This window comes from Methylobacterium sp. HJ2 (assembly GCF_056431005.1).
This window is the reverse complement of the sequence record NZ_JBWJYM010000007.1, coordinates 65,079-87,741: the sequence shown is the minus strand read 5'-3', so window position 1 is coordinate 87,741 and position 22,663 is coordinate 65,079. Positions and strand designations below refer to the sequence as shown.

Annotated in this window: 15 protein-coding genes; 12 read left to right on the top strand and 3 right to left on the bottom strand. The window is 70.8% G+C overall.

Annotation, left to right across the window (positions count from 1 at the left end; genetic code table 11):
* Positions 1 to 77: 77 nt before the first annotated feature.
* Together ACS5RC_RS17525 and ACS5RC_RS17520 are read right to left on the bottom strand one after the other, a co-directional pair.
* Entirely contained in the window at positions 78 to 2,306 is a 2,229-nt protein-coding gene (locus ACS5RC_RS17525; RefSeq protein WP_478345180.1) for a xanthine dehydrogenase family protein molybdopterin-binding subunit, read from the bottom strand.
* Positions 2,307 to 2,330: 24 nt separating this feature from the next.
* On the bottom strand, positions 2,331 to 2,786 hold the full coding sequence (locus ACS5RC_RS17520) for a (2Fe-2S)-binding protein (RefSeq protein ID WP_478345179.1): 456 nt from the start codon (positions 2,784 to 2,786) through the stop codon (positions 2,331 to 2,333).
* A 228-nt stretch (positions 2,787 to 3,014) separates the two neighbouring features.
* Here ACS5RC_RS17520 and ACS5RC_RS17515 point away from each other — a divergent pair, with 228 nt between their 5' ends.
* From ACS5RC_RS17515 to ACS5RC_RS17480, 8 genes are all read left to right on the top strand, one after another.
* Entirely contained in the window at positions 3,015 to 4,520 is a 1,506-nt protein-coding gene (locus ACS5RC_RS17515) for a sensor histidine kinase (RefSeq protein WP_478345178.1), read from the top strand.
* 349 nt (positions 4,521 to 4,869) lie between these two features.
* The gene (glgX, locus tag ACS5RC_RS17510; protein WP_478345177.1) at positions 4,870 to 7,137 is read left to right on the top strand and encodes a glycogen debranching protein GlgX; all 2,268 of its coding nucleotides are present in this window, start codon (positions 4,870 to 4,872) and stop codon (positions 7,135 to 7,137) included.
* A 114-nt stretch (positions 7,138 to 7,251) separates the two neighbouring features.
* Positions 7,252 to 7,632 (top strand): response regulator, encoded by a 381-nt coding sequence (locus tag ACS5RC_RS17505; protein ID WP_478345176.1) that lies wholly within the window; start codon positions 7,252 to 7,254, stop codon positions 7,630 to 7,632.
* A 92-nt stretch (positions 7,633 to 7,724) separates the two neighbouring features.
* Complete coding sequence (locus ACS5RC_RS17500; RefSeq protein WP_478345175.1) at positions 7,725 to 9,716, top strand: AI-2E family transporter; 1,992 nt, start codon at positions 7,725 to 7,727, stop codon at positions 9,714 to 9,716.
* A 147-nt stretch (positions 9,717 to 9,863) separates the two neighbouring features.
* Entirely contained in the window at positions 9,864 to 11,480 is a 1,617-nt protein-coding gene (locus ACS5RC_RS17495; RefSeq protein WP_478345174.1) for a hybrid sensor histidine kinase/response regulator, read from the top strand.
* A 23-nt stretch (positions 11,481 to 11,503) separates the two neighbouring features.
* A complete protein-coding gene (locus ACS5RC_RS17490) occupies positions 11,504 to 11,800 on the top strand; it encodes a plasmid stabilization protein (RefSeq protein WP_478345173.1) in 297 nt (98 codons plus the stop codon).
* 1,622 nt (positions 11,801 to 13,422) lie between these two features.
* On the top strand, positions 13,423 to 16,395 hold the full coding sequence (locus tag ACS5RC_RS17485) for an Rne/Rng family ribonuclease (protein WP_478345172.1): 2,973 nt from the start codon (positions 13,423 to 13,425) through the stop codon (positions 16,393 to 16,395).
* A gap of 232 nt (positions 16,396 to 16,627) precedes the next feature.
* A complete protein-coding gene (locus ACS5RC_RS17480; protein WP_478345171.1) occupies positions 16,628 to 17,884 on the top strand; it encodes a methyl-accepting chemotaxis protein in 1,257 nt (418 codons plus the stop codon).
* Positions 17,885 to 17,961: 77 nt separating this feature from the next.
* On the opposite strand, the gene ACS5RC_RS17475 is transcribed toward ACS5RC_RS17480, so the two are convergent.
* Complete coding sequence (locus ACS5RC_RS17475) at positions 17,962 to 19,119, bottom strand: pyridoxal phosphate-dependent aminotransferase (RefSeq protein ID WP_478345170.1); 1,158 nt, start codon at positions 19,117 to 19,119, stop codon at positions 17,962 to 17,964.
* Between the two features lie 240 nt (positions 19,120 to 19,359).
* On the opposite strand from ACS5RC_RS17475, the gene ACS5RC_RS17470 reads away from it, so the two are divergent.
* The 4 genes from ACS5RC_RS17470 to accC all read left to right on the top strand — a co-directional run bounded on the left by ACS5RC_RS17470 (position 19,360) and on the right by accC (position 22,571).
* The gene (locus tag ACS5RC_RS17470) at positions 19,360 to 20,130 is read left to right on the top strand and encodes a DsbA family protein (protein WP_478345169.1); all 771 of its coding nucleotides are present in this window, start codon (positions 19,360 to 19,362) and stop codon (positions 20,128 to 20,130) included.
* 112 nt (positions 20,131 to 20,242) lie between these two features.
* Positions 20,243 to 20,713: a type II 3-dehydroquinate dehydratase gene (gene aroQ, locus ACS5RC_RS17465; protein WP_478345168.1), complete on the top strand. Its 471-nt coding sequence runs from the start codon at positions 20,243 to 20,245 to the stop codon at positions 20,711 to 20,713.
* A 15-nt stretch (positions 20,714 to 20,728) separates the two neighbouring features.
* Positions 20,729 to 21,202, top strand: coding sequence for an acetyl-CoA carboxylase biotin carboxyl carrier protein (gene accB, locus ACS5RC_RS17460; RefSeq protein WP_478345167.1), 474 nt, complete (start codon positions 20,729 to 20,731; stop codon positions 21,200 to 21,202).
* A gap of 16 nt (positions 21,203 to 21,218) precedes the next feature.
* Positions 21,219 to 22,571, top strand: a complete 1,353-nt coding sequence (gene accC / locus ACS5RC_RS17455; protein WP_478345166.1) for an acetyl-CoA carboxylase biotin carboxylase subunit — start codon at positions 21,219 to 21,221, stop codon at positions 22,569 to 22,571.
* Positions 22,572 to 22,663 lie beyond the last annotated feature (92 nt).

Genomic DNA, 22,663 nt, shown 5'->3' with positions numbered 1-22,663 from the left:
GAAGTTTTGGGGTCTCGAAGCCTTGGGAGGCTCGGACCAGGGTTAGCCCCCGCGGCGACGGCCCGATGTGCGCAGCGTCACACGCCCTTCAGGCCGGCCAGGTCGAGGGGCAGCGAGCGCAGGCGCTGGCCGGAGGCCGCGAAGACCGCGTTGGCGATCGACGGCCCGATCACCGGCACGCCGGGCTCGCCGATGCCGGTCGGCGCGGCCTCGCTCGGCATGATGTGGACCTCGACCACCGGCATCTCGCTCATCCGGGTCGGCTCGTAGGTGTCGAAGTTCTTCTCCTGCACCACGCCGTCCTTGAGGGTGATCCGGTTGCGCAGGACCGAGGACAGCGCGAAGCCCACCGCGCCCTCGACCTGGGCCCGGATGACATCCGGGTTGACGGCGACGCCGACATCGACCGCCGCGACGATCCGGTTCACCTTCACGCGGCCCGGCTCGGCCGCGCGGCCCGGCTCCACCGTCACGTCGGCCACCATCGCCACGTAGGAGCCGAACGATTCGTGCGCGGCGACGCCGAGGCCGCGGCCCTTCGCGGTCGCCTCGCCCCACTTGGCCTTCTCGGCCGCGAGCTTGAGCACCCCGGAGAGGCGCGGCGCCCCGGCGAGCAGCGAGAGCCGGTAGGCCACTGGATCGACCTTGGCCGCGTGGGCCAGCTCGTCGATGAACACCTCCATCACCTGCGCCGTGTGGGTATGGCCGACCGAGCGCCACCACAGCACCGGCACGCCCTCGCGGCCGTTATGGACCTCGAAGCGGTAGGCCGGCAGCGCGTAGGGCGTGTCGGAGGCGCCCTCGACGGTGGTGCCGTCGATGCCGTTCTTGACGATCATCGCCTCGAAGGGCGAGCCGATCATGATCGACTTGCCGACCATCACGTGCTGCCAGCCGGTGACCGAACCCTTGGCGTCGAGGCCGGCCCGGACTTTGTGGTAGACGGTGGGGCGATAGAACCCGCCCGCCATGTCGTCCTCGCGGGTCCAGACGAGGTGGACCGGGGCCTTGGCGCCTGTGGCCTTCACGATGGTGGCCGCCTCGGCGAGGTAATCGGCCGAGGGGGTGGCGCGGCGCCCGAACGAGCCGCCGGCCCATTGCGTGTGCAGGCGGACCCGGTCGTTCGTGACGCCGAGCACCGCGGCGATGACCGCCTGCTCGACGGTCTGGAGCTGGCAGCCGGCATAGACGTCGTAGCTGCCGTCCGGCGCCCGCTCGATCGTGGCGTTGAGGGGCTCCATCGCCGCGTGCGCGAGGTAGGGGAAGGTGAATTCGGCCTCGAGCACCTGCGCGGCGCCCGCGATGCCGCCCGCCGGATCCCCGCGCTCCGAGGCGACGAGGCCCGGCCGCTTGGCCTGCTCGCGATACGCGGCGAGGATCGCGTCGGAGGATCGCGACTCGGCCGTGCTGTCGTCCCAGGTCACCGCCAGGGCCTCGCGGCCCTTCATCGCCGCCCAGGTGTCGCGGGCGATCACGGCGACGCCGGTGGGAATCGTCACCACGTCGAGCACGCCCGCGACCTTTCGGGCCGCCGCGTCGTCGACCCGCTTCACCGTGGCGCCGAAGCGGGGCGGGTGGGCGACCACGGCCGTGACCTGGCCGGGGCGGCGGATGTCGAGGGAATAGACGGCGCTGCCGTCGGTCTTGGCGATGGAATCGAGGCGCGGCACGCGCTGGCCGATGAGCCGCCACTGGCTCGGGTCCTTCAGACGCGGCTCCTGCGGCACCGGCATCGCCGCGGCGGAGGCCGCGAGGTCGCCGTAGCGGGCCTCGCGCCCCGAGCCGGCGTGGCGGACCACGCCGGCCTCGGTCGTGATCTCGGAGGCCGGCAGCTTCCAGTCGTAGGCGGCGGCGGCCACCAGCATCTCGCGGGCGGCGGCGCCCGCCTTGCGCAGCTGGAACCAGGAATTGGCGATGGCGGTGGAGCCGCCGGTGCCCTGCACCGGTCCCATCAGCAGGTTGTTGTAGAGGGCGGCATCGGCCGGCGCGAAGGCGGTGCGCACCCGCGACCAGTCGGCGTCGAGCTCGTCGGCCAGGATGGTGGCGAGGCCGGTGGTGTTGCCCTGGCCCATGTCGAGGTGCTTGACGATCACCGTCACGGTGTCGTCGGCGCCGATCCGCACGAAGGCGTTCGGCTGCGCGGTGACGTCGGCGAGGCCGGGACCCGCGGCGCGCGCGGGCGAGAGGTCGAGGCGGAAGCCCACCACGAGGGCGCCGGCGGCCGCGGTCGTGCCGGCGAGGAAGCCGCGGCGGGTGGCCTGCGGCGGGGTCTTGGATGCGGTCGTCGGCTGACGGATCTTCAGCATGGCGGTGCTCCGGTCAGGACGGGATCAGGCGAGGGTGCGGGCGGCTTCGTGGATCGCCGCGCGGATCCGCTGGTAGGTCCCGCAGCGGCAGACATTGCCGTCCATGGCACCGTCGATGTCGGCGTCGCTGGGCTTGGCGTTGCTGGAGAGCAGGCCGATCGCCGACATGATCTGGCCGGACTGGCAATAGCCGCACTGGACCACGTCGAGCTTGCGCCACGCGCCCTGCACCGCCTCGGCCACGCGCCCCGAGACGCCCTCGATCGTGGTGATCTTGGCCTCGCCGACATCGCCGATCCGGGTCTGGCAGGCGCGCGCGGGCTGGCCGTCGAGATGGACGGTGCAGGCGCCGCATTGCGCGATCCCGCAGCCGTACTTGGTTCCGGTCTTGTCGAGGCGGTCGCGCAGGACCCAGAGCAGCGGCATCTCCGGGTCGGCATCGACCTCGTGGGTCTGTCCGTTGACGGTGAGCTTGAACATGCCGGTCGCTCCATCTGCCCGAACCGTCCGGCCCTAGCGCGGGCGCGGGCTCCGAACTGTGCGGCAGCACACGGATCCCGCGCGGCCCGCCCGAGGCGCCGGCCGGGGAGATGCGCGCAATTCGAGCCTCGGCGGCAGCCCGTTCTTAACACATCCGCTCCATTCTGGCGCAGTCGGCCCGGCCGCCGTCCGTCGGCCGGGCTCTCCAGCGTGGCGTTTGCGAGTTCGATGTCCGACCTGACCGTCGAGATGGTGCAGCGCGGGCGCGGCCCCTCGACCGAGGAGGTCGCGCGGCGGCGCGGCGTCGCGCGCGAGATGCGCTCGGCGCGCGAGCGGCTCACCTCGAACACCGGCCTGGAGCGCGCCTTCGACTACGAGCTGCTGCGACTCTACGCGCAGTACCGGGCCGGCGCCGGCATCCCGCTCGGCCTCTTCGCCGTGACCCTGGCCGCCGCCGCGAGCTTCTGGGCGGTCCCCGTCGTGCCGAGCCTGTGGGCGCTCGGGGTGTTCGTGATGATCACCCTGAACTCGCAGATGAGCCGGCGATTCCTCCGGTCCGACCCGGATTCGATCGTTCTGGCGCGCTGGCGCCGCCGCTTCGTCGTCGGCGAGGCGGCGCAGAGCGCGATCTGGGCGGGCATGATCTGGATCGGCACCGCCGGGGCCTGGACCTTCGCGCTGTTCGGTCTCGTCATCGCCTCGGCGGTGGCCACCATGATCGCCGCCACCGTGCCGGCCGCCGCCGTGGCCGCGCTGGCGCCCCTGATGGCGGCCGCGCTGGCGCTTCTGGCCTTCTCGCGGGACACCGATGCCCTCGTGCTGGTGGCGATGGCCTGCGGCTCGCAGATCTTCTTCCTCGGCCTCGCGCGCCGGCTCTATACCTCGACGGTGGGCGCCCTCGAATCCCGGGCCGAGAAGGACGCGGTCTTCGGCGAGCTCGAGCAGGCCAAGGCCAATTCCGACGAGGCGCGCCGCCGGGCCGAGGAGGCCAACCTCGCCAAGTCCCGCTTCCTCGCCACCATGAGCCACGAGCTGCGCACGCCCCTCAACGCCATCCTGGGCTTCTCCGAGGTGATGAAGAACGAGGTCTTCGGCGCGCACGCGGCCCCGAGCTACCGCGAGTACTCGAACGACATCCACGACAGCGGGATGCACCTTCTCAACCTCATCAACGAGATCCTCGACCTCTCCCGCATCGAGGCGGGCCGCTACGAGCTGAACGAGGAGGCGGTGCAGCTCGCCCACATCGTCGAGGAGTGCCGCCACATGATGGGCTTGCGGGCGCGGGGGAAGAACCAGATCTTCCGCGACTACGTCGACGATTCCCTGCCGCGGATCTGGGCCGACGAGCGGGCCCTGCGCCAGATCGTCCTGAACCTGCTGTCGAACGCCGTGAAGTTCACGCCGCCGAACGGCGAGATCACCATCAAGGTCGGCTGGACGAGCTCCGGCGGCCAGTACGTGGCCGTGAAGGACAGCGGGCCCGGCATTCCCGAGGACGAGATCGACACGGTGATGTCGTCGTTCGGGCGCGGCTCGATGGCGATCAAGACCGCCGAGCAGGGCTCGGGCCTGGGCCTGCCCATCGTGAAGGGCCTCGTCGATCTGCACGGCGGAAACTTCACCCTGAAGTCGCGCCCCCGGGAGGGCACGGAGGTGATCGTGACGCTGCCGGCGACCCGGGTGATGGACACGCTCCCCGCCGTCTCGATGCCCCCGGCGCGCGCGGCCTGACAGGTCCGACCGGCCCGCACGTCCGCCGGACGACCGACGCGCGCCCGTCCCCGGTCCCGGCCCGCACCTCCGCGAGCCCTTCTGCCGGGCACGTCAGTGGCGCGGGACGACCTGCGGCCGATCGCTGCGCGGATCCTCTCCCGGGGCCGGAGGCCGCCTCGGACGGCGCGCCGCCGGGACCGGCCCGCCGCGCCGCCGAGGTGTCCACAGGATTTTACCGCACTGCAAAAAATGTTTTCCGCCCGGGAGCTTCGCCGCAATCGGCACGTTCAGATTCAGGATCGGGCGCCCAGCGGGCGGCCGCAGGCTGCCCGGTCGTGAGAGCCGTGCCCGATCTCCCGGAGTGAGCATGGCCGACAAGTCCCGATCCGCCGTCCAGCCCCGCGTGGCCCGGCCCCGCATCCAGGAAGGCCTGCCGTATCCGCGCGGCGCCACCTGGGACGGGCTCGGCGTGAACTTCGCCCTGTTCTCGGCCCATGCCACCAAGGTCGAGCTCTGCCTGTTCGACGATGCGGGCGAGAAGGAGATCGAGCGGATCGACCTGCCCGAGTACACGGACGAGGTCTGGCACGGGTACCTACCCGACGCCCGGCCCGGCACCATCTACGGCTACCGCGTGCACGGCCCCTACGAGCCGACCGCCGGCCACCGCTTCAATCCGAACAAGCTCCTGATCGACCCCTACGCCAAGGGCCTCGTCGGCTCCATCGACTGGAACCCGGCTCTGTTCGGCTACAAGATGGAGACGGGCGACGATCTCACCTTCGACGACCGCGACAGCGCGCCCTATACCCGGCGCTCGCGGGTGATCGACCCGGCCTTCACCTGGGGACGGCACCAGAAGCCGAACGTGCCCTGGGAGAAGACCATCTTCTACGAGGCCCACGTGAAGGGCCTGACCAAGCTCCATCCCAAGGTGCCGGAGAAGCTGCGCGGCACCTATGCGGGCCTCGGCACGCCGGACGTGCTCGACTACATCAAGAGCCTCGGCGTCACCTCGGTCGAGCTGCTGCCGGTCCACTCCTTCGTGCAGGACGACTACCTGCAGGAGAAGGGCCTGGTGAATTACTGGGGCTACAACACGATTTCCTTCTTCACGCCCGCGCGCCGCTACGCCGCGGTGCCGGACTTCGCCTTCTCCGAGTTCAAGGAGATGGTCTCGCGCTTCCACGGCGCCGGCCTCGAGGTCATCCTCGACGTGGTCTACAACCACACCGCCGAGGGCAACGAGAAGGGCCCGACGCTCTCCTTCAAGGGCATCGACAACGCCTCCTACTACCGCCTGCTGCCGGGCGAGGCGCGCTACTACATCAACGACACCGGCACCGGGAACACCTTCAACCTCTCGCACCCGCGCGTGCTGCAGCTCGTCACGGATTCGCTGCGCTACTGGGCGACCGAGATGCGGGTGGACGGCTTCCGCTTCGACCTCGCCACGATCCTCGGCCGCGAGCCCTACGGCTTCGACGAGGGCGGCGGCTTCCTCGATACCTGCCGCCAGGACCCGGTGCTGAATTCCGTCAAGCTCATCGCCGAGCCGTGGGATTGCGGGCCGGGCGGCTATCAGGTCGGCGGCTTCCCCCCGGGCTGGGCCGAGTGGAACGACCGCTTCCGCGACGACGTGCGCGGCTACTGGAAGGGCGACGACGGCATGCTGCCGGACCTCGCCTCGCGCATCACCGGCTCGGCCGACAAGTTCAACAAGCGCGGGCGCAAGCCCTGGGCCTCCGTGAACTTCCTCACGGCGCATGACGGCTTCACCCTGCACGACACGGTGGCCTACAACGACAAGCACAACGAGGCGAACGGCGAGAACAACCGCGACGGACACTCGCACAACCTCTCGTACAATTACGGCGTCGAGGGGCCGACCGAGGACCCCAACATCCGCGCCGTGCGCCTGCGCCAGATGCGCAACATGCTGGCGACGCTCTTCCTCTCCCGCGGCACGCCGATGCTGCTGGCCGGCGACGAGTTCGCCCGGACGCAGAACGGCAACAACAACGCCTATTGCCAGGACAACGAGATCTCCTGGCTCGACTGGAACGCCATCGGCGAGGAGGAGCGGGACCTCGCCGAGTTCACGCAGCGCCTGATCATCCTGCGCAACGCCCTGCCGATCCTCAATCGCGGCCGCTTCCTGACCGGGCGCTTCGACGAGGAGCTCGGCGTCAAGGACGTCACCTGGCTGCGCCCGGACGGCGGCGAGATGAGCTCGGACAATTGGGGCGAGGGCGGCGCCAAGGCGATCGCCGTTCTCCTCGACGGGCGCGCCCAGGCCACCGGCGTGCATCGCCGCGGCGGCGACGCCACCATCCTCATCCTCTACAACGCCTATCACGACCTCGTGGGCTTCACCCTGCCGGAGACGGTGGGAGGCGATGCCTGGACGCGGCTCCTCGACACCAACCTGCCCGACAGCCAGGCGATCGAGCATTTCCGGGCCGGCGACGGCTACGACGTGACCGGGCGCTCCATGCTGATGTTCGTCCTGAAGCCCGAGGACACGCCGGGCGATGCGCCGACCGAGATGGAGCGCTCCTACCAGCACGTGATGCAGGCGTTCGAGCGCGCCAACATCGAGAGCGTGCATTTCCATCTGGAGGACGAGGGCTGACCGGCCCGCGCCGCCCGCCGGGCCGTTTATGCGGCCCGGCTTTTGGTCCATTGCAGAGCGCCGCGCGTTGATCGTCCGACGCGCGGCGGAACGCGCCAGGGATGTCTCACGTCGATGCCGAAGATTCTGCTGGTCGAGGACCACGAGGAGATCTGGGACTTCCTCTCCCGCCGGCTCAAGCGCCGCGGCTACGAGGTGATCCTCGCCCATGACGGGGAGGCCGGCGTGCAGCAGGCCCGCTCGGGGCGTCCCGACGTGATCCTGCTCGACATGAACCTGCCCGTGCTCGACGGCTGGTCGGCGGCCCGCGCCCTCAAATCCGGCGCCGACACCCGGGCGATCCCGATCATCGCGCTCACCGCGCACGCCATGTCGGGCGACCGCGACAAGGCGATCCAGGCGGGCTGCGACGATTACCACCCGAAGCCCGTCGATTTCTCGAAGCTGCTCAGCCAGATCAGCGCCGCCCTCGGGGAGACGGCCTCGGCCGGCTGAGGCCGGGACGAAGTTCGCCCGGCCGGAGACGCCGGGCCGCGTTGCGTAACCGGCCTGGGGGCCTGGGACGGCCCGCCGGGCCGCGGAGGACCATGAGCGACGATCCCGTCACCGCGCGCCGCCTCAAGCAGGGCCTGCCCGTCTTCGTGGCCCTGGCCTCGGTGCTCCTCGTGCTGGCGGCCATGGCCGCGCTCTTCCTCGGGCGCGACATCCTGATGCCGGTGACGCTGGCGATCCTGCTGAGCTTCGTCCTGGTGCCCGCGGTGCGGGCGCTGCGCCGGATCGGCGTGCCCCGGGTGCCCGCGGTGCTCCTCGTGGTGATCGTCACTTTCGGGGCCCTGCTCGGGATCGGCACGCTGATCGCCAAGGAGGGCGCCCAGCTCGCCGCCGACCTGCCGCGCTACTCGCTCACCATGCGCGACAAGATCGAGGCCCTGCGCGGGGCCACCGCGGGCAGCGGCACCCTCTCGCGCATCGCCGACCTGGTGCAGGATCTCGGCGCTGCCCTCAGCCCTCCGCCCGAGGTCGAGGTGAAGGGCGATCCCGGCTCCCCGACGCACCCGCTCATCGTCGAGATCAAGGCCGCCAAGGCGGGATTCCTCGAGACGCTGCAGACCTTCGCGGGGCCGATCCTGCACCCGCTCGCCACCACCGGCCTGATCCTGATCTTCACGATCTTCATCCTGCTCCAGCGCGAGGACCTCCGGAACCGGGCGATCCGGCTCGCGGGCTCGGGCGACCTGCGCCGCACCACGGCGGCGATCGACGACGCGGTGGTGCGGCTGAGCCGGTTCTTCCTGGCGCAGCTCGCCCTCAACGTCGCCTTCGGCCTCGTGATCGGCATCGGCCTCTGGCTGATCGGGGTGCCGAGCCCGACCCTGTTCGGCGTGCTGGCCGCGATCCTGCGCTTCGTGCCCTATATCGGCGCGGTGGTCTCGGCGGTGCTGCCCCTGGTGCTCGCCGCCGCGGTCGATCCGGGCTGGACCATGGTGATCTCGACCGCGCTGCTCTTCGTCGTGGTCGAGCCGATCTGCGGCCACGTGATCGAGCCGCTGCTCTACGGGCATTCCACCGGCCTCTCGCCGATCGCCGTGATCCTCGCGGCGACGATCTGGACCTTCCTGTGGGGCCCCATCGGCCTCGTGCTGGCGACGCCCCTGACCGTCTGCCTCGTGGTGCTCGGCCGCCACGTCGAGCGGCTCTGGTATCTCGACGTGCTGCTGGGCGACCAGCCCGCCCTTGCGCCCTCCGAGATCTTCTACCAGCGCATGCTGGCGGGCGACCCGGCGGAGGCCATCGACCAGGGCCGGCAGTTCCTGAAGGAGCGCGCCCTCGTCACCTACTACGACGAGGTGGTGCTGGCCGGCCTTCTGCTCGCGCAGGAGGATCTGTCCCGCGGCACCCTCGACCGCGGGCGCCAGGACGCGGTCGGGGCGGCGATCCGCACCGTGGTCGACCGGCTCGGTACCGCGCCCGTCCGGCACAGGACCCGGCGCGGCCTCGCGCGGCTGGCGAGCCGGGAGGCCGCCGCGGCGGTGGCGGCGGCGGGGCCGGACCGGCAGGTGGCCGGCGTGGTGCTCGGCCGCGACGACCTCGCCCCGCGCTGGCGCGGCCGGACGCCGGTGCTCTGCGTCTCGAGCCGCGGTCCCTTCGACGAGGCCGCGACCCTGATGCTGAGCCAGACGCTCGGGCGCCACGGCCTGCCCACGCAGGTCATGGCGATGAGCGCGATCCGCGCGGGCGAGCGCCCGGAGCGCCAGGAGGAGATCGCCCTGATCTGCTTCTCGTATCTCGAGCCGGTCAGCCTGTCGCAGATCCGCTTCACCGTGCGCCAAGCCCGCGCCGCGGTGCCGGGCGTGCGCATCCTCGTGGGATTCTGGCGCGAGCGCGACCCGGCGAGCTTGGAGCGGCTGCGGCGCGCCACCTCGGCCGATTACCTGGTCACCTCGCTGAACGAGGCCCTCGCCGCCGTGCTGGGCGCCTCGCGGGCGCCCGATCCGCAGGCGGATCCGGGAATCGATCCGGCCGCGGGGCGCGCCCGGCCGGCCCCCGCCCGCGCGCTCACCGGCCCGGTCCCGGCCTGAGGCGGGGGCGCGGCCGCCGCATTGTTTTCGCGCTGCAACGACACACCTTAACGGCTCGGCCGGAATCTTCGGCCGCGATCCGTGATATCCGACCTCGATCTGGGGCCCGGTATCCGGTCGCCAGACTCAGAACCGAGTATTCAGACGATGGTCGATACGCCAGAGACACCTGCCGTCGCCGGGACGACCCGCGTCGGCACGGGCGCGGCGAGCGACGTCCAGGATCCCAGCAGCGACATCTTCTTCGCCGCCGTCGAGACGACCCGGATGCCGATGCTGGTGACCGATCCGCGTCAGCCCGACAATCCGATCATCTTCGCCAACCGCGCCTTCCTGGGCATGACCGGCTACACGCCGGCCGAGCTCGTCGGGCGCAATTGCCGCTTCCTGCAAGGCCCCGAGACCGATCCCGAGACGGTGTCGCAGATCCGCGAGGCCATTGCCGGGCGGCGCGAGTTCGCCACCGAGATCCTCAACTACCGCAAGAACGGCTCGACCTTCTGGAATGCGCTGTTCGTCTCGCCGGTCTACAACCAGGCCGGCGAGCTGGTCTATTACTTCGGCTCGCAGCTCGACGTGTCCCGCCGCCGCGACGCCGAGGAGGCGCTGGGCCAGGCCCAGAAGATGGAGGCGCTCGGCCAGCTCACCGGCGGCATCGCACACGATTTTAACAACCTGCTCCAGGTCATCGTCGGCTACGTCGACATCCTGGGAATGGGGCTCGCCGACCCCAACGCCGACCGGGCGCGGCTGGGCCGGGCGACCGAGAACATCCGGCAGGCGGCCGAGCGCGCCACCACGCTGACGCAGCAGCTCCTGGCCTTCGCCCGGAAACAGCGCCTCGACGGCCGGGCGGTGAACCTCAACGACATGATCCGCGGCATGAACGAGATGGCGACCCGCGCCCTCGGAGAGGGCCTGCAGATCGAACTCGCGCTCGCCCCCGATCTCTGGAACTGCCGGGTCGACCCGACGCAGGCCGAGGTCGCGCTCCTCAACGTCCTGATCAACGCCCGCGACGCGATGGCGAGCGGCGGGATCGTGCGGATCGCCACCGAGAACCGCACCGTCAGCCCCGATGACGGGCTCGGCAGCCTGAGGCCAGGGCGCTACGTCACGGTCTCGGTCACCGACCACGGCACCGGCATCCCCGCCAACGTGCTGGCGCGGGTGATGGACCCGTTCTTCACCACCAAGGAGGAGGGCAAGGGCACCGGCCTCGGCCTCTCGATGGTGTACGGCTTCGCCAAGCAATCCGGCGGCGCGGCGCAGATCGAATCGGTGGTGGGGCGCGGCACCACGGTGCGCCTCTCCTTCCCGGCGACCGAGAGCGATGTCCGCACGCTGCCCAAGGCCGCGCCCCGGAGCGTCGACCGGCAGGGCACGGAGACCGTGCTGATCGTCGACGACCGCGAGGACGTGGCCGAGCTCGCCCGCACGATCCTGCGCGATTCCGGCTACGTCACGCTGATGGCCGCCAACGGCCGCGAGGCCCTCGAGATCCTGGAGGGCGGCGAGTCCGTCGATCTCCTGTTCACCGACCTGATCATGCCGGGCGGCATGAACGGCGTCACCCTCGCCCGGGAGGCCCGTCGCCGGCAGCCGAACCTGAAGGTGCTGCTCACCACGGGCTACGCCGAGGCGAGCCTGGAGCGAACCGATGTGGGCGGTTCGGAGTTCGATCTCCTGAACAAGCCCTACCGGCGCACCGACCTGATCCGGCGCGTGCGCGCGGTCCTCGACGGACCCACCGGCGTCAGTTGAGGGCGGGGCCTTCGGAGGCGATCATGGCCCAGGGCGACAAGTCGAAATACACCGACAAGCAGATCCGCAAGGCGGAGCACATCGCCGAGTCCTACGCGGAGCGCGGCCTGTCCGAGACGGAGGCCGAGCGCCGCGCCTGGGCCACCGTCAACAAGGACGATGGCGGCGGCAAGAAGCCCGGCGGCTCCGGCCGCGGCCGCAAGACCGGGCACCCGGCCGCCCACAAGGGCGGCGCCGCCTCGGCCGGCCGCAGCGCGGCGGAGCGTTCGGCCTCCGCCAAGAAGGCCGCCGCCACGCGCAAGGCACGCCAGGCGGGCTGAGGAATCCGGAGGGGCGTCGGCGACAATCCTCCTGTCGTAGCGGCGGATGGCCCAGACCGTCCGCGCCGGCCCGGGGCTGCCCGGAGGCGGCGCGGATTCGCACCGTCCCGCCCACGCTCTGAGGGGCGGAGATTGCGACGGAAGCCGGCGCCTGCCCCTCCCGCACAGAGGGGGAAGGACAAGTCCGTGGTCAGCAGAGCAGGCCTGGATTGCCGCGGACGATGTGCGGATCCGCCGGGCCGAATGGCAAGGGGCGAGGCACGGCCTTCGTCTCGAGTGAGGGGCACCAGGTCGTCGCTCCCGCGGTGCCGGGTCGCCCAGTCCGGCTCCATCGACCAGCCTATTCCGCACTCAGTCTCGCCGTAAGACATTATTCTTGACATATAGGAACAAACTGGGTACATGGCTGTCCACGCGCTGTCCCGTCGGCGCGGCGGGTCTCCCATCCGCCGCGCCGGCGCGCCGGGAGCCTGGACCGGATGACCGCCGGGGCGGGTGCGAGGACAGCGCGGCGGTTCCCGCGTCGCCGGCCGGTCAGCCGGCGCCCCGGGCGCCTCTGCGCGACGCCGAGCCGCGCTCGGCCTGGAAGCCCCGGATCAACACGGGCGCGGGGCCGATAGTGCGGAGCCCAGGTCGTAGGAACCGATGCCGGGTCCAATACGGGGCCCGGTGCACGACGCGTCAAGTCTGCCGAGGATGAGGCTACGATCGCCGGACAACGGCGATACCAGGCCGTCCGAGATCGGGGTCGATGCAGGCGGGTAGAGAAGAAGCCGCGACGCCAAGACGGACCGGACCGGGCAGGCTGCCCCTCCGGCCCGCGGGGCGCCGGGGGATCGGTTCACGCGCGACACACGGATTTCGGGTTCCCCGGCGTCCCGCGTCTCCCTCCAGCCACGCCTCCGGCGCAGCCCCGCGCGCGGAGACGATGATGCGTGGGGCGACGCCTGAAGAGGATTCAGGCGGCGAATGCAGGGTTTCGGACGCGCGTGTCGGCCATGACGGGTCGGCACCCTTGCCAAATCCCTGCGACGATCTGTAATGATAGGGACCCCTTCCCGGTCCCGTCGGTCGCACATGCGCCCCGCGGGCGCGCCGGACTCTTGAAACAGTCGGATGCGCCTTCGCCGTCGGTTCTCCGCGGCGGCCGTCGGATCCCATGATCAGGCCGGGCAGGTGTCGGCTCAGGCGGCGGACGTGATCGTCAGCCGCAGGTTTTGCATTCGCGGCCGGACCGAACCGGCCGAGAAGTTTTCGCGAGGTCGGGTAAGGGATGGGCGGACGCACAGCAACGGTTGCCGCTGCTCGTGCCGCAAGCGCGCGTGTTTCGCGTCGCGCCGGTTCGCACTTCCTCCCGGCCATGTTCAACCCCGGGCACGCCGTTGCGGCGTGCCGCTCGGCGGTTGACGGCAATCCCGACAGTTCAGCCCCCGCGGCCTCGACGACGAGGTCGGCACCGGTCTCGGAGACGAGGTCGGCACCGATCTCGGAGACGAGGCCGGCACCGGTCTCGGAGACGAGGCCGGCGCGAGCCACACCCCCATCGGCCCTGAGGCCGGGCGTGGCTCCACCGGGACACGGGCCCAGGAGAGCGACGTCGACCGCCATGTCGAAAGTTCGTCATGGCCAACAACAACAAGATGCTCATCGACGCGATGCATCCGGAGGAAACCCGGGTCGTCACGGTCCAGGGATCCAGGGTCGAGGAATTCGACTTCGAGGCGGCCAACAGGCGCCAGCTTCGCGGTAACATCTACCTCGCGAAGGTGACGCGCGTGGAGCCCTCGCTCCAGGCGGCCTTCGTCGAGTACGGCGGCAACCGTCACGGCTTCCTCGCCTTCAACGAGATCCACCCCGACTATTACCAGATCCCGCTCGCCGATCGTCAGGCGCTGCTGGAGGACGAGGCCCGCGACGCGGAGGAGCATCGCGAGCGCGAGGAACGCCGCCGGTCCCCCCGCCGCTCGCGCGGTCGCCGCGCCGAGGCCGCCGCCCGCAAGACGGACGAGACGGTCAGCGCCGAGGAGGCCGTCGCCCGGCCGGACGAGAGCCGGACCGACGAGCACGCGGACGCCGAACACCTGAACGCCGAACACTTGGACGCCGACGCGCTCGAGGCCGCCCCGGTCGTCGGCGGCGACGCCTCCGCCGACCTGCCCGACGCGGTGCTCGCGAGCGCCGAGACCCCGGCCGCGGAATCCGGCTCCGAGGCGTCCGGCACGGACGCCCCCGACCACGCCGTCTCGGGCGAGCCCGCCCCGGGCCCGGCGCCGGAGGCGGTGGTCGCCGTGGCCGAGGCCCTGACGATCGCCGAGGCGCCCGAGGCGGACGGACCCGGCGAGCACGACGTCGACGCGGAATCGGACGACGAGTCCGAGGACGACGAGGCGGACGAGGACGACGCCGACGAGGATTCGGACGAGGATTCCGACGACGAGGATTCGGACGAGGGCGACGAGGAGGATCCCGACGCCGAGCCGAAGATCGCCCAGGTCGGCGGCAACGGCGACGCGCTGGCCGAGATCCCGGAGCGCCCGCGCCACTATCGCCGGCACTACAAGATCCAGGAGGTGATCAAGCGCCGCCAGATCATCCTCGTGCAGGTGGTCAAGGAGGAGCGCGGCACCAAGGGCGCGGCGCTCACCACCTACTTGTCGCTGGCCGGCCGCTACTCGGTGCTGATGCCCAACACCGGTCGGGGCGGCGGCATCTCGCGCAAGATCACCAGCGCGGCCGACCGCAAGCGCCTGAAGGACGTGGTGTCCCATCTCGACGTACCGGAGGGCATGGGCGTCATCCTGCGCACGGCCGGCGCCTCCCGCACCCAGCCCGAGATCAAGCGCGACTTCGAGTACCTGATGCGCCTGTGGGAATCGGTGCGCGAGCTGACGCTCACCTCGATGGCCCCGGCGCTCGTCTACGAGGAGGGCTCGCTGATCAAGCGCGCCATCCGCGACCTGTACAACAAGGACCTGGAGGAGGTGCTCGTCGCGGGCGAGGAGGCCTATCACGAGGCCCGGGACTTCATGCGCATGCTGATGCCCGGCCAGTCGAAGGTGGTGAAGCCCTACCGCGACACGACGCCGATCTTCGCCCGCTACGGCGTCGAGCAGCAGCTCGACGCGATGTTCTCGACGCACGTCTCCCTGAAGTCGGGCGGCTATCTCGTGATCAACCCGACCGAGGCCCTGGTCTCGATCGACGTCAACTCGGGCCGCGCCACCCGCGAGCACGACATTGAGGACACGGCCCTCAAGACGAACCTGGAGGCCGCCGAGGAGGTCTCGCGCCAGCTCCGCCTGCGCGACCTCGCCGGCCTCATCGTGATCGACTTCATCGACATGGAGGAGAAGCGCAACAACCGCGCCGTCGAGAAGAAGCTCAACGAGTGCCTGAAATACGATCGCGCCCGCATCCAGGTCGGCCGGATCTCCCCCTTCGGCCTGCTGGAGATGAGCCGCCAGCGCATCCGCACGGGCGTGCTCGAATCGTCCTCGATCCCCTGCGCGCATTGCGGCGGCTCGGGCTTCGTCCGCGCCACCGCCTCGGTGGCGCTCCACATCCTGCGCTCGATCGAGGAGGCGCTGGTCAAGTCGGCGAGCCACAACCTCGTGCTGCGCACCCGCACCGAGGTGGCCCTCTACATCCTCAACCAGAAGCGCGCCCACCTGCGCGAGCTCGAGATCCGCTTCGGCGTCACCGTGACGATCGCGGCCGACGAGCGTCTGGCCGCCACCGCGGCCTTCCAGCTCGACCGGGGCGAGCCGGCGCAACGCCCCGAGGGACCGGTCACCGGCGTGCGCGCCGTCGCGGTCTCCCCGGTGATGGAGATCGACGACGAGATCGAGGAGGAGGATCTCGTCGAGGAAGCGGAGGAGCGTCCGGCTTCCGAGCGTCAGGCCGAGGATGGCGAAACCGAGGAGCAGGACGAGACGGCCGAGGGTCGGGGCGAGTCCCGCGACGAGGGCGACGGCCGCCGCCGCCGCCGCCGTCGTCGCCGGCGCGGCGGTCGCACCGAGGGCGGTGACGAGCGCCGCGCCGACGAGGCCCAGGACCAAGCCGACGAATCCGAAGACGAGACGGACGGTGAGTCCGCCGAAACGGAGACGGACGAGGAGCTGGCGGCGGAAGCCACCGGATCCGAGCCGGCCGAGGGTCGGACGGAGGCCGGCGGCGAGGGGTCGGGGGATGGCGCAGCCCGCCGCCGCCGTCGCGGTCGCCGCGGCGGGCGCGGCCGTGCCGATGGCCGCCCGCGCGACGCCGACGGCTTCGAGGGCGAGTCCGATGCCGTCGACGCCGCGAGCGGCCTCTCGGCGGAGGAGCCGGTGAGCGCGGAGGCCCTGGCCGCCTTCGTGCCGACGCAGACGGTCTCCGAGGCTCCTGCCGAAGACGCCGTGGATCTGCCGGTCGCCGCCGACCCTGCCGAGACCCTGCCGGCCGCCGAGGCCGAGCCGACCGCGGCCGCAGCCGAACCGGCCCGCGATGTCCCGCCGCCCGAGCCCGTGGCCGTTGTGCTCAGCGAGCCCTCCGACCCGGACCGGCCCAAGCGCGCCGGCTGGTGGTCGCGCACCAAGGCCGCACTGACCGGCGAATGATGACGCGCGGCCCTCGTCCAACCCGTCATGCGCGGGCGGGCGAGGGCCGCAGCGGCCGGAACGATGCCAGGATTCCCGCCACGTTCGGGGGAGATCTGGCCCGGCCGGTAATGCAAACAGCGATTGCAGCGGTCTTCCAGCAAAGCGCCAGCGCGAATCCTGCCCGATTTTTAACGGCTGGTTGAACGTTTTGGCGCCAGTATCCGCCCGTAGGTTGAATTGGGGGTCGGATATGTTCTCTCTGTTCCGCGGAAGCCGGTCTGCGGACCCGATATCTGCTCCGGCCACGGAGAATGTCGCGACCGCGACGGTCGAGGCCGTCGCGGCCCAGGCGGTCGAGGCTCCGAAGCTGTTCGATGCGGAGGTGCTGCGCATGCAGGCCAGCCTGTCCGCCGCCGCCTCCGAGGCCGGCACCTCGATCGGCTGGATCACCCACGATTCCGCGCAGATCGCCGATCAGGCCCGTCTGATCGCCGCGGCCAGCGAGGAGCTCGCCGCGACCACCAACGAGGTCGCAGCCCGCTCCCAGGCCTCCGCCGAGACGGCCGAGCGCGCCCGCGCCGGGATCCGCGAATGCGCCACCGACATGCGGCTCGCCGGCGAGCGCATGCAGACCATCCAGGAGCGCTCCTCGGAGATCGACGGCTGCCTCCACGGCTTCGCCGCCGCCGCGCGGCGCATCGAGGAGATGGCCAGCGCCATCGCGGCCATCTCGGCCCAGACCAACCTGCTCGCCCTGAACGCCACCATCGAGGCGGCGCGGGCCGGCGAGGCGGGGCGCGGCTTCGCGGTCGTGGCCGGTGAGGTCAAGGCCCTGTCCGCGCAGACCGCGAAGGCGACCGACGAGATCCGCGCCCGGCTCGGGGCCCTGCAGGGCGAGCTGGCGGCGATGCACGAGGCGGTCGAGCACAGCCGCAACGCGGTGACGGCCGGATCCGAGGTGATGACGCGGGCGAACGCACGGGTCGAGGCCGAGAGCGCCGCGGTCGCCGACGCCGCCTCCGAGATGCGGGCCATGGCGGCGATCATGGATCAGCAGATCGCCGCCACCGGCGAGATCGCCCAGAATGTCGGCAGCATCGCCGCGGGCACCGACAAGTCGCGCCGTGAGATCGGCGACGCGATCGTCCGGCTCGACGCCCTCGAAGACCTGAGCCGCAAGCTCCTCGACCGGCAGGCCGGTGACCCGATCCTGATCCGGCTCGGCCGCCTGCCGGCCGATTGTGCCGCGTGGCGCCGCCGCCTCGCCTCGGGCTTGGTCGGGCTCGTTCCCACCGAGCAGATGGCCGTGGCGGCGGTGCCGGCGACGCCGAGCCTGCCGGCTCCGGTGCGGACAGCTCTGGCGAATGCCAACGCCCGCGCCGACGCGATGGTCGGCCATGTCCGTGCCGCCGCCTGGGGCGATGCGGCAGGGGCGTTCACGGAATTCGAGGCGCATATCGCCGAGGCCGTCGCGGCGGCGGCGAGCGGTCTCGCCGCCGCGGCTTGAGCGGGCCGCGCAGGCTCCGCGTCTCCTGACGACGTGGAGCCGACGGCTTCGTCCTGTCGGCCCGCTCCGACCGGAGCCTAAGTCCGGAGCCAGGTCGACAGGCGCGCGACGGCCTTCCGGCAATCCGCCTCCGACCCCGCGAAGGACAGGCGGATGTGGTGGCTGCCGAGATCGGAATCGAAATCGAGGCCCGGCGTCGTCGCGACGCCGGCCTCGGCGAGCATCCTGCGGCAGAAGTCCGGGGCGTCGTTCGTCAGATTTGAGACGTCGGCGTAGAGGTAGAAGGCCCCGTCCGCGGGATGGGTGCGCCCGAGGCCGAGGCCGGGGAGGGCGTCGAGCAGAATGGCCCGGTTCTGAGCGTAGCCGTCGCGGATCGTATCGAGTTCCTCGCCCGCATCGAAGGCCGCGAGCGCGCCGATCTGCGACAGGTAGGGGGCCGAGATGTAAAGGTTCTGGGCGAGGCGCTCGATAGGCCGGACCAAAGCCTCCGGAACCACCATCCAGCCGATGCGCCAACCCGTCATGCAATGGTACTTCGAGAAGGAGTTGATCACGACGGCGTCGGGCTCGAACTGAAGGGCCGTCGCGGTCGGGACGCCGTAGCTCAGGCCGTGGTAGATCTCGTCCGAGATCAGGGGCAGGCCGAGCCCCCGCGCCTCCGCGCAGAGCGCGCTCAGGGCGTCCGGGGTGATCACCGTACCGGACGGGTTTGCGGGGCTCATCACCAGAACGCCGGCGAGCGGGTTCGCGGTGTGGGTGGCGCGCAGCAGCGCGGCGGTCGGCGCGAAGCGGTCCTCGGCCCGGAGCACCATCGGGGCTGGTACGAGATCGAGCGCCGCCAGGATGCTGCGATAGGCCGGGTAGCCCGGCTGGGGAACGCCGACGCGCGCCCCGGCATCGAACAGGGTCATGAAGGCGAGGATGAAGCCCGCCGACGAGCCGGTGGTGATCACCACGCGCTCGGGGGCGACCTCGACGCCGTAGCGCGTCCGGTAATCCTGCGCGATCCGGGACCGGAGCGCGGGCAGGCCGAGCGCTTCGGTGTAGGGCACCCGGCCGAGGTCGAGGGCGCGACGTGCCGCCTCGATCACCGCGCGCGGCGCGGGTGCGGAGGGTTGGCCGACCTCCATGTGCACCACGTCGACGCCCGAACGCTCGCGCGCCGCTGCGGCGGTCATCACGTCCATGGCGAGGAAGGGAGCGACGGCAGCGACGCGGCGGGAGGGGAGGTACATGCGGATCCGTCCGTATCGTCCGACTGGTTGGGGGGGCGGTACGCTTCTGGAGGAGAGGCGGACGATGCGGCAAGGGACGGTTCGACGGGCCCATCCCGTACGGGTCCGACGCGCCCCGCCACGGCGATTTCATCGGCGCACAATTTGACCGCGCGCCGCGAAAAGGCCAAACCCGGCGCCTACGTGAGTTCTGATCCGCCGTCCGGCCCGGCCGGCTCTTACCGCGCCCAGCGAGGACGTATGCCTCTGTCCCGTTTCCTCTCGATCCTGGCCGTCACGTCCAGCCTCTGCGTCGTGCCCGCGCTGGCTCAGGAGGCTGCGCCGTTCAGCGACGCGCAGCGGCGTGCCATCGAGTCGATCGTCAAGGAATACCTGATCAAGAACCCGGACGTCCTGCAGGAGGCCATCGCCGAGGGCGAGAAGCGTCAAATGGAGACGCAACGCCTCGCCCAGGCGGCAGCCCTCAAGGAATCGAAGGACGCCCTCCTGAGCAGCCCGCACGATGTCGTCGCCGGCAACCCGAACGGCGATGTCACGATGGTCGAGTTCTTCGATTACAATTGCGGCTATTGCCGCAAGGCGCTCGGTGACGTGCAGGCGCTGATCAAGGCCGATCCGAAGCTGCGTGTCGTGATCAAGGACTTTCCGGTCCTGGGTCCGGAATCCCTCGAAGCCAGCCAGATCGCCCTCGCCGTGAAGCAGCAGCTCAAGGGGGACAAGCTGTTCGAGTTCCATCAGAAACTCCTGGAGTCGAAGGGCCGGGTGAACGGTGCCAAGGCGCTCCAGGTCGCCAAGGACATGGGCCTTGACGTCGCCAAGGTGCAGAAGGATGCCGCGGGCCCCGAGGTCAAGGCGGCGCTCACCGAGAACCGTGGCCTCGGCGACAAGCTCGGCCTGTCCGGGACGCCGGCCTTCATCATCGGCGACGAGATCATTCCGGGCGCCGTCGGCGTCGACCCGATCCGCAAGACCATCGCGGACGTGCGCCAGTGCGGCCACGCCGCCTGCTGATCATTCGCGCGCGCCCGAAGGCGGGCGTGCCCTTGTCGCGGCCGGTGGCGTTCGTCTAAGAGCGGCCCCGCCGGTCGGCCCGATCCAGCGGGCGGCCTGAACGCACGGTCCCATGATCCCGATCCACGTTCTCAACGGGCCGAACCTCAATCTCCTCGGTCGCCGGGAGCCCGGGATCTACGGCACCGCGACGCTGTCCGACATCGAGCGCGACCTTCGTACGGAGGCCAAGACGCTCGGCGCGGCGCTGACCTTCCGGCAGACGAATTCCGAGGGCGAGCTGGTGGGCTTCGTCCAGGAAGCGGCCCTCGCCGGCGCCGGCATCTTGATCAACGCGGCGGCCTACACCCATACGTCGGTGGCTTTGCGCGACGCGATCAGCGGCAGCGGGGCGGTCGCGGTCGAGATCCACCTCTCCAACGTGCACGCGCGCGAAGCCTTTCGCCACCACTCCCTGATCGCTCCCGTCTGCGCGGGCGTGATCTGCGGCTTCGGTCCGGCGAGCTACAGCCTCGGCCTGGCCGCCCTGGCACGCCTGATGGCGACCCGGAGCGGCGCCCCGCTCCACCCCGAATCATCCTGAGAAGATCCCGCCCCGATGCCCAAGCACGAATCCATCGACCCTGACCTCGTGCGCGAACTCGCCAACCTCGTGACCGAGACCGGTCTCTCCGAGATCGAGGTCGAGAAGGGCGACCTGCGCATCCGCGTGGTGCGCCGGCTCGAGCCGGTCAGCGTTCAGGTGGCGGCCCCTGCCGCTTTGGCTGCCGCGGCGCCTGCGCCCGTCGCCGTCCCGATGCAGGGCCCGGGAACCCAGCCCGAGCGCGGCCGGATCCATGCCGGTTCCGTGCCGTCGCCGATGGTGGGAACCGCGTATCGACGGCCCTCGCCGGACGCCAAGACCTTCGTCGAGGTCGGCACCGCCGTCGAGGCCGGCGACAAGCTGCTCCTGATCGAGGCGATGAAGACCTTCAACGAGATCGTCGCGCCACGCGCCGGGACGGTGACGGCGATCTTCGTGGAGGACGGGCAGCCGGTCGAGTTCGGCGAAGCGCTGCTGACGATCGAGTAGGTTCAGGGATCATCGCATGTTCGACAAGATCCTGATCGCCAATCGCGGCGAGATCGCGCTGCGGATCCTGCGCGCCGCCAAGGAACTCGGGATCGCCACCGTGGCGGTCCATTCCACCGCCGACGCCGACGCGATGCATGTGCGGCTCGCCGACGAGAGCGTCTGCATCGGTCCGCCCTCCGCGCGCGAGAGCTACCTCAACATTCCGTCCATCATCGCGGCCTGCGAGATCACCGGCGCGGACGCCGTGCATCCCGGCTACGGCTTCCTGTCGGAGAACGCCCGTTTCGCCGAGGTTCTGTCGCATCACAACATCGGCTTCATCGGCCCGAAGGCCGAGCACATCCGCACCATGGGGGACAAGATCGAGGCCAAGCGCACCGCGCTGCGCCTCGGAATTCCCTGCGTGCCGGGCTCGGAGGGCGGGATCGAGGATCCCGAGCAGGCCAAGCGCGTCGCCGCCGAGATCGGATACCCGGTCCTCGTCAAGGCTGCGGCCGGCGGCGGCGGGCGGGGCATGAAGGTCGCCCGAACCGAGGCCGAACTCGAACAAGCGGTGATGATGGCGCGCACCGAGGCGAAGGCCGCCTTCGGCGACGACGCGGTCTACCTCGAGAAGTACCTGGAGAAGCCGCGCCATATCGAGGTGCAGATCCTCGGCGACGGCCGGGGCGGCGCGGTCCATCTGGCCGAGCGCGACTGCTCGCTGCAGCGCCGGCACCAGAAGGTCTGGGAGGAGGGCGGCTCACCCGCCCTCAACGACGCGATGCGCGCCGAGATCGGTACGGTCTGCGCCAACGCGATGAAGGAGATGGCCTATCTCGGCGCGGGCACGATCGAGTTCCTGTACGAGGACGGCAACTTCTACTTCATCGAGATGAACACCCGCATCCAGGTCGAGCACCCGGTCACCGAGATGATCACCGGCATCGACCTCGTGAACGAGCAGATCCGGGTCGCCGCCGGCAGCCCCCTCTCCGTCGCTCAGGACGAGATTCGCGTCGAGGGGCACGCCATCGAGTGCCGCATCAACGCCGAGCATCCGTCGACCTTCCGGCCGTCGCCGGGCCAGATCACCTATTACCACCCGCCGGGCGGGCTCGGCGTGCGGGTCGATTCGGCGGCCTTCCAGGGCTACCGCATCCCGCCGAACTACGACTCGCTGATCGGCAAGCTGATCGTCCACGGGCGGACCCGCAACGAGTGCCTGATGCGCCTGCGCCGGGCCCTCGACGAGTTCGTCATCGACGGCATCGACACCACATTGCCGCTGTTCCGCACCCTGGTGCGCAATGCTGACGTGCAGAACGGCCTCTACGACATCCACTGGCTTGAGGGCTTCCTGGAGACGGTCGGCCTCGACGCCTGAAATCGGGCGCGGCCGGCAAAGGAGCACGTCCCGGTTGATCGCCGGTCGCCGCGGCTACCGGATCCGGTCGCGGCACCACGTCCCGCGTTCCC

What these genes read in the sequence shown, in the direction of transcription:
- ACS5RC_RS17520 (WP_478345179.1), bottom strand. Translation starts at nt 2,786, where the DNA reads ATGTTCAAGCTCACCGTCAACGGACAGACCCACGAGGTCGATGCCGAC.
- ACS5RC_RS17485 (WP_478345172.1), top strand. Translation starts at nt 13,423, where the DNA reads ATGGCCAACAACAACAAGATGCTCATCGACGCGATGCATCCGGAGGAA.
- ACS5RC_RS17480 (WP_478345171.1), top strand. Translation starts at nt 16,628, where the DNA reads ATGTTCTCTCTGTTCCGCGGAAGCCGGTCTGCGGACCCGATATCTGCT.
- ACS5RC_RS17500 (WP_478345175.1), top strand. Translation starts at nt 7,725, where the DNA reads ATGAGCGACGATCCCGTCACCGCGCGCCGCCTCAAGCAGGGCCTGCCC.
- ACS5RC_RS17490 (WP_478345173.1), top strand. Translation starts at nt 11,504, where the DNA reads ATGGCCCAGGGCGACAAGTCGAAATACACCGACAAGCAGATCCGCAAG.
- aroQ (WP_478345168.1), top strand. Translation starts at nt 20,243, where the DNA reads ATGATCCCGATCCACGTTCTCAACGGGCCGAACCTCAATCTCCTCGGT.
- ACS5RC_RS17495 (WP_478345174.1), top strand. Translation starts at nt 9,864, where the DNA reads ATGGTCGATACGCCAGAGACACCTGCCGTCGCCGGGACGACCCGCGTC.
- ACS5RC_RS17515 (WP_478345178.1), top strand. Translation starts at nt 3,015, where the DNA reads ATGTCCGACCTGACCGTCGAGATGGTGCAGCGCGGGCGCGGCCCCTCG.
- ACS5RC_RS17475 (WP_478345170.1), bottom strand. Translation starts at nt 19,119, where the DNA reads ATGTACCTCCCCTCCCGCCGCGTCGCTGCCGTCGCTCCCTTCCTCGCC.
- ACS5RC_RS17505 (WP_478345176.1), top strand. Translation starts at nt 7,252, where the DNA reads ATGCCGAAGATTCTGCTGGTCGAGGACCACGAGGAGATCTGGGACTTC.
- ACS5RC_RS17470 (WP_478345169.1), top strand. Translation starts at nt 19,360, where the DNA reads ATGCCTCTGTCCCGTTTCCTCTCGATCCTGGCCGTCACGTCCAGCCTC.
- glgX (WP_478345177.1), top strand. Translation starts at nt 4,870, where the DNA reads ATGGCCGACAAGTCCCGATCCGCCGTCCAGCCCCGCGTGGCCCGGCCC.
- accC (WP_478345166.1), top strand. Translation starts at nt 21,219, where the DNA reads ATGTTCGACAAGATCCTGATCGCCAATCGCGGCGAGATCGCGCTGCGG.
- accB (WP_478345167.1), top strand. Translation starts at nt 20,729, where the DNA reads ATGCCCAAGCACGAATCCATCGACCCTGACCTCGTGCGCGAACTCGCC.
- ACS5RC_RS17525 (WP_478345180.1), bottom strand. Translation starts at nt 2,306, where the DNA reads ATGCTGAAGATCCGTCAGCCGACGACCGCATCCAAGACCCCGCCGCAG.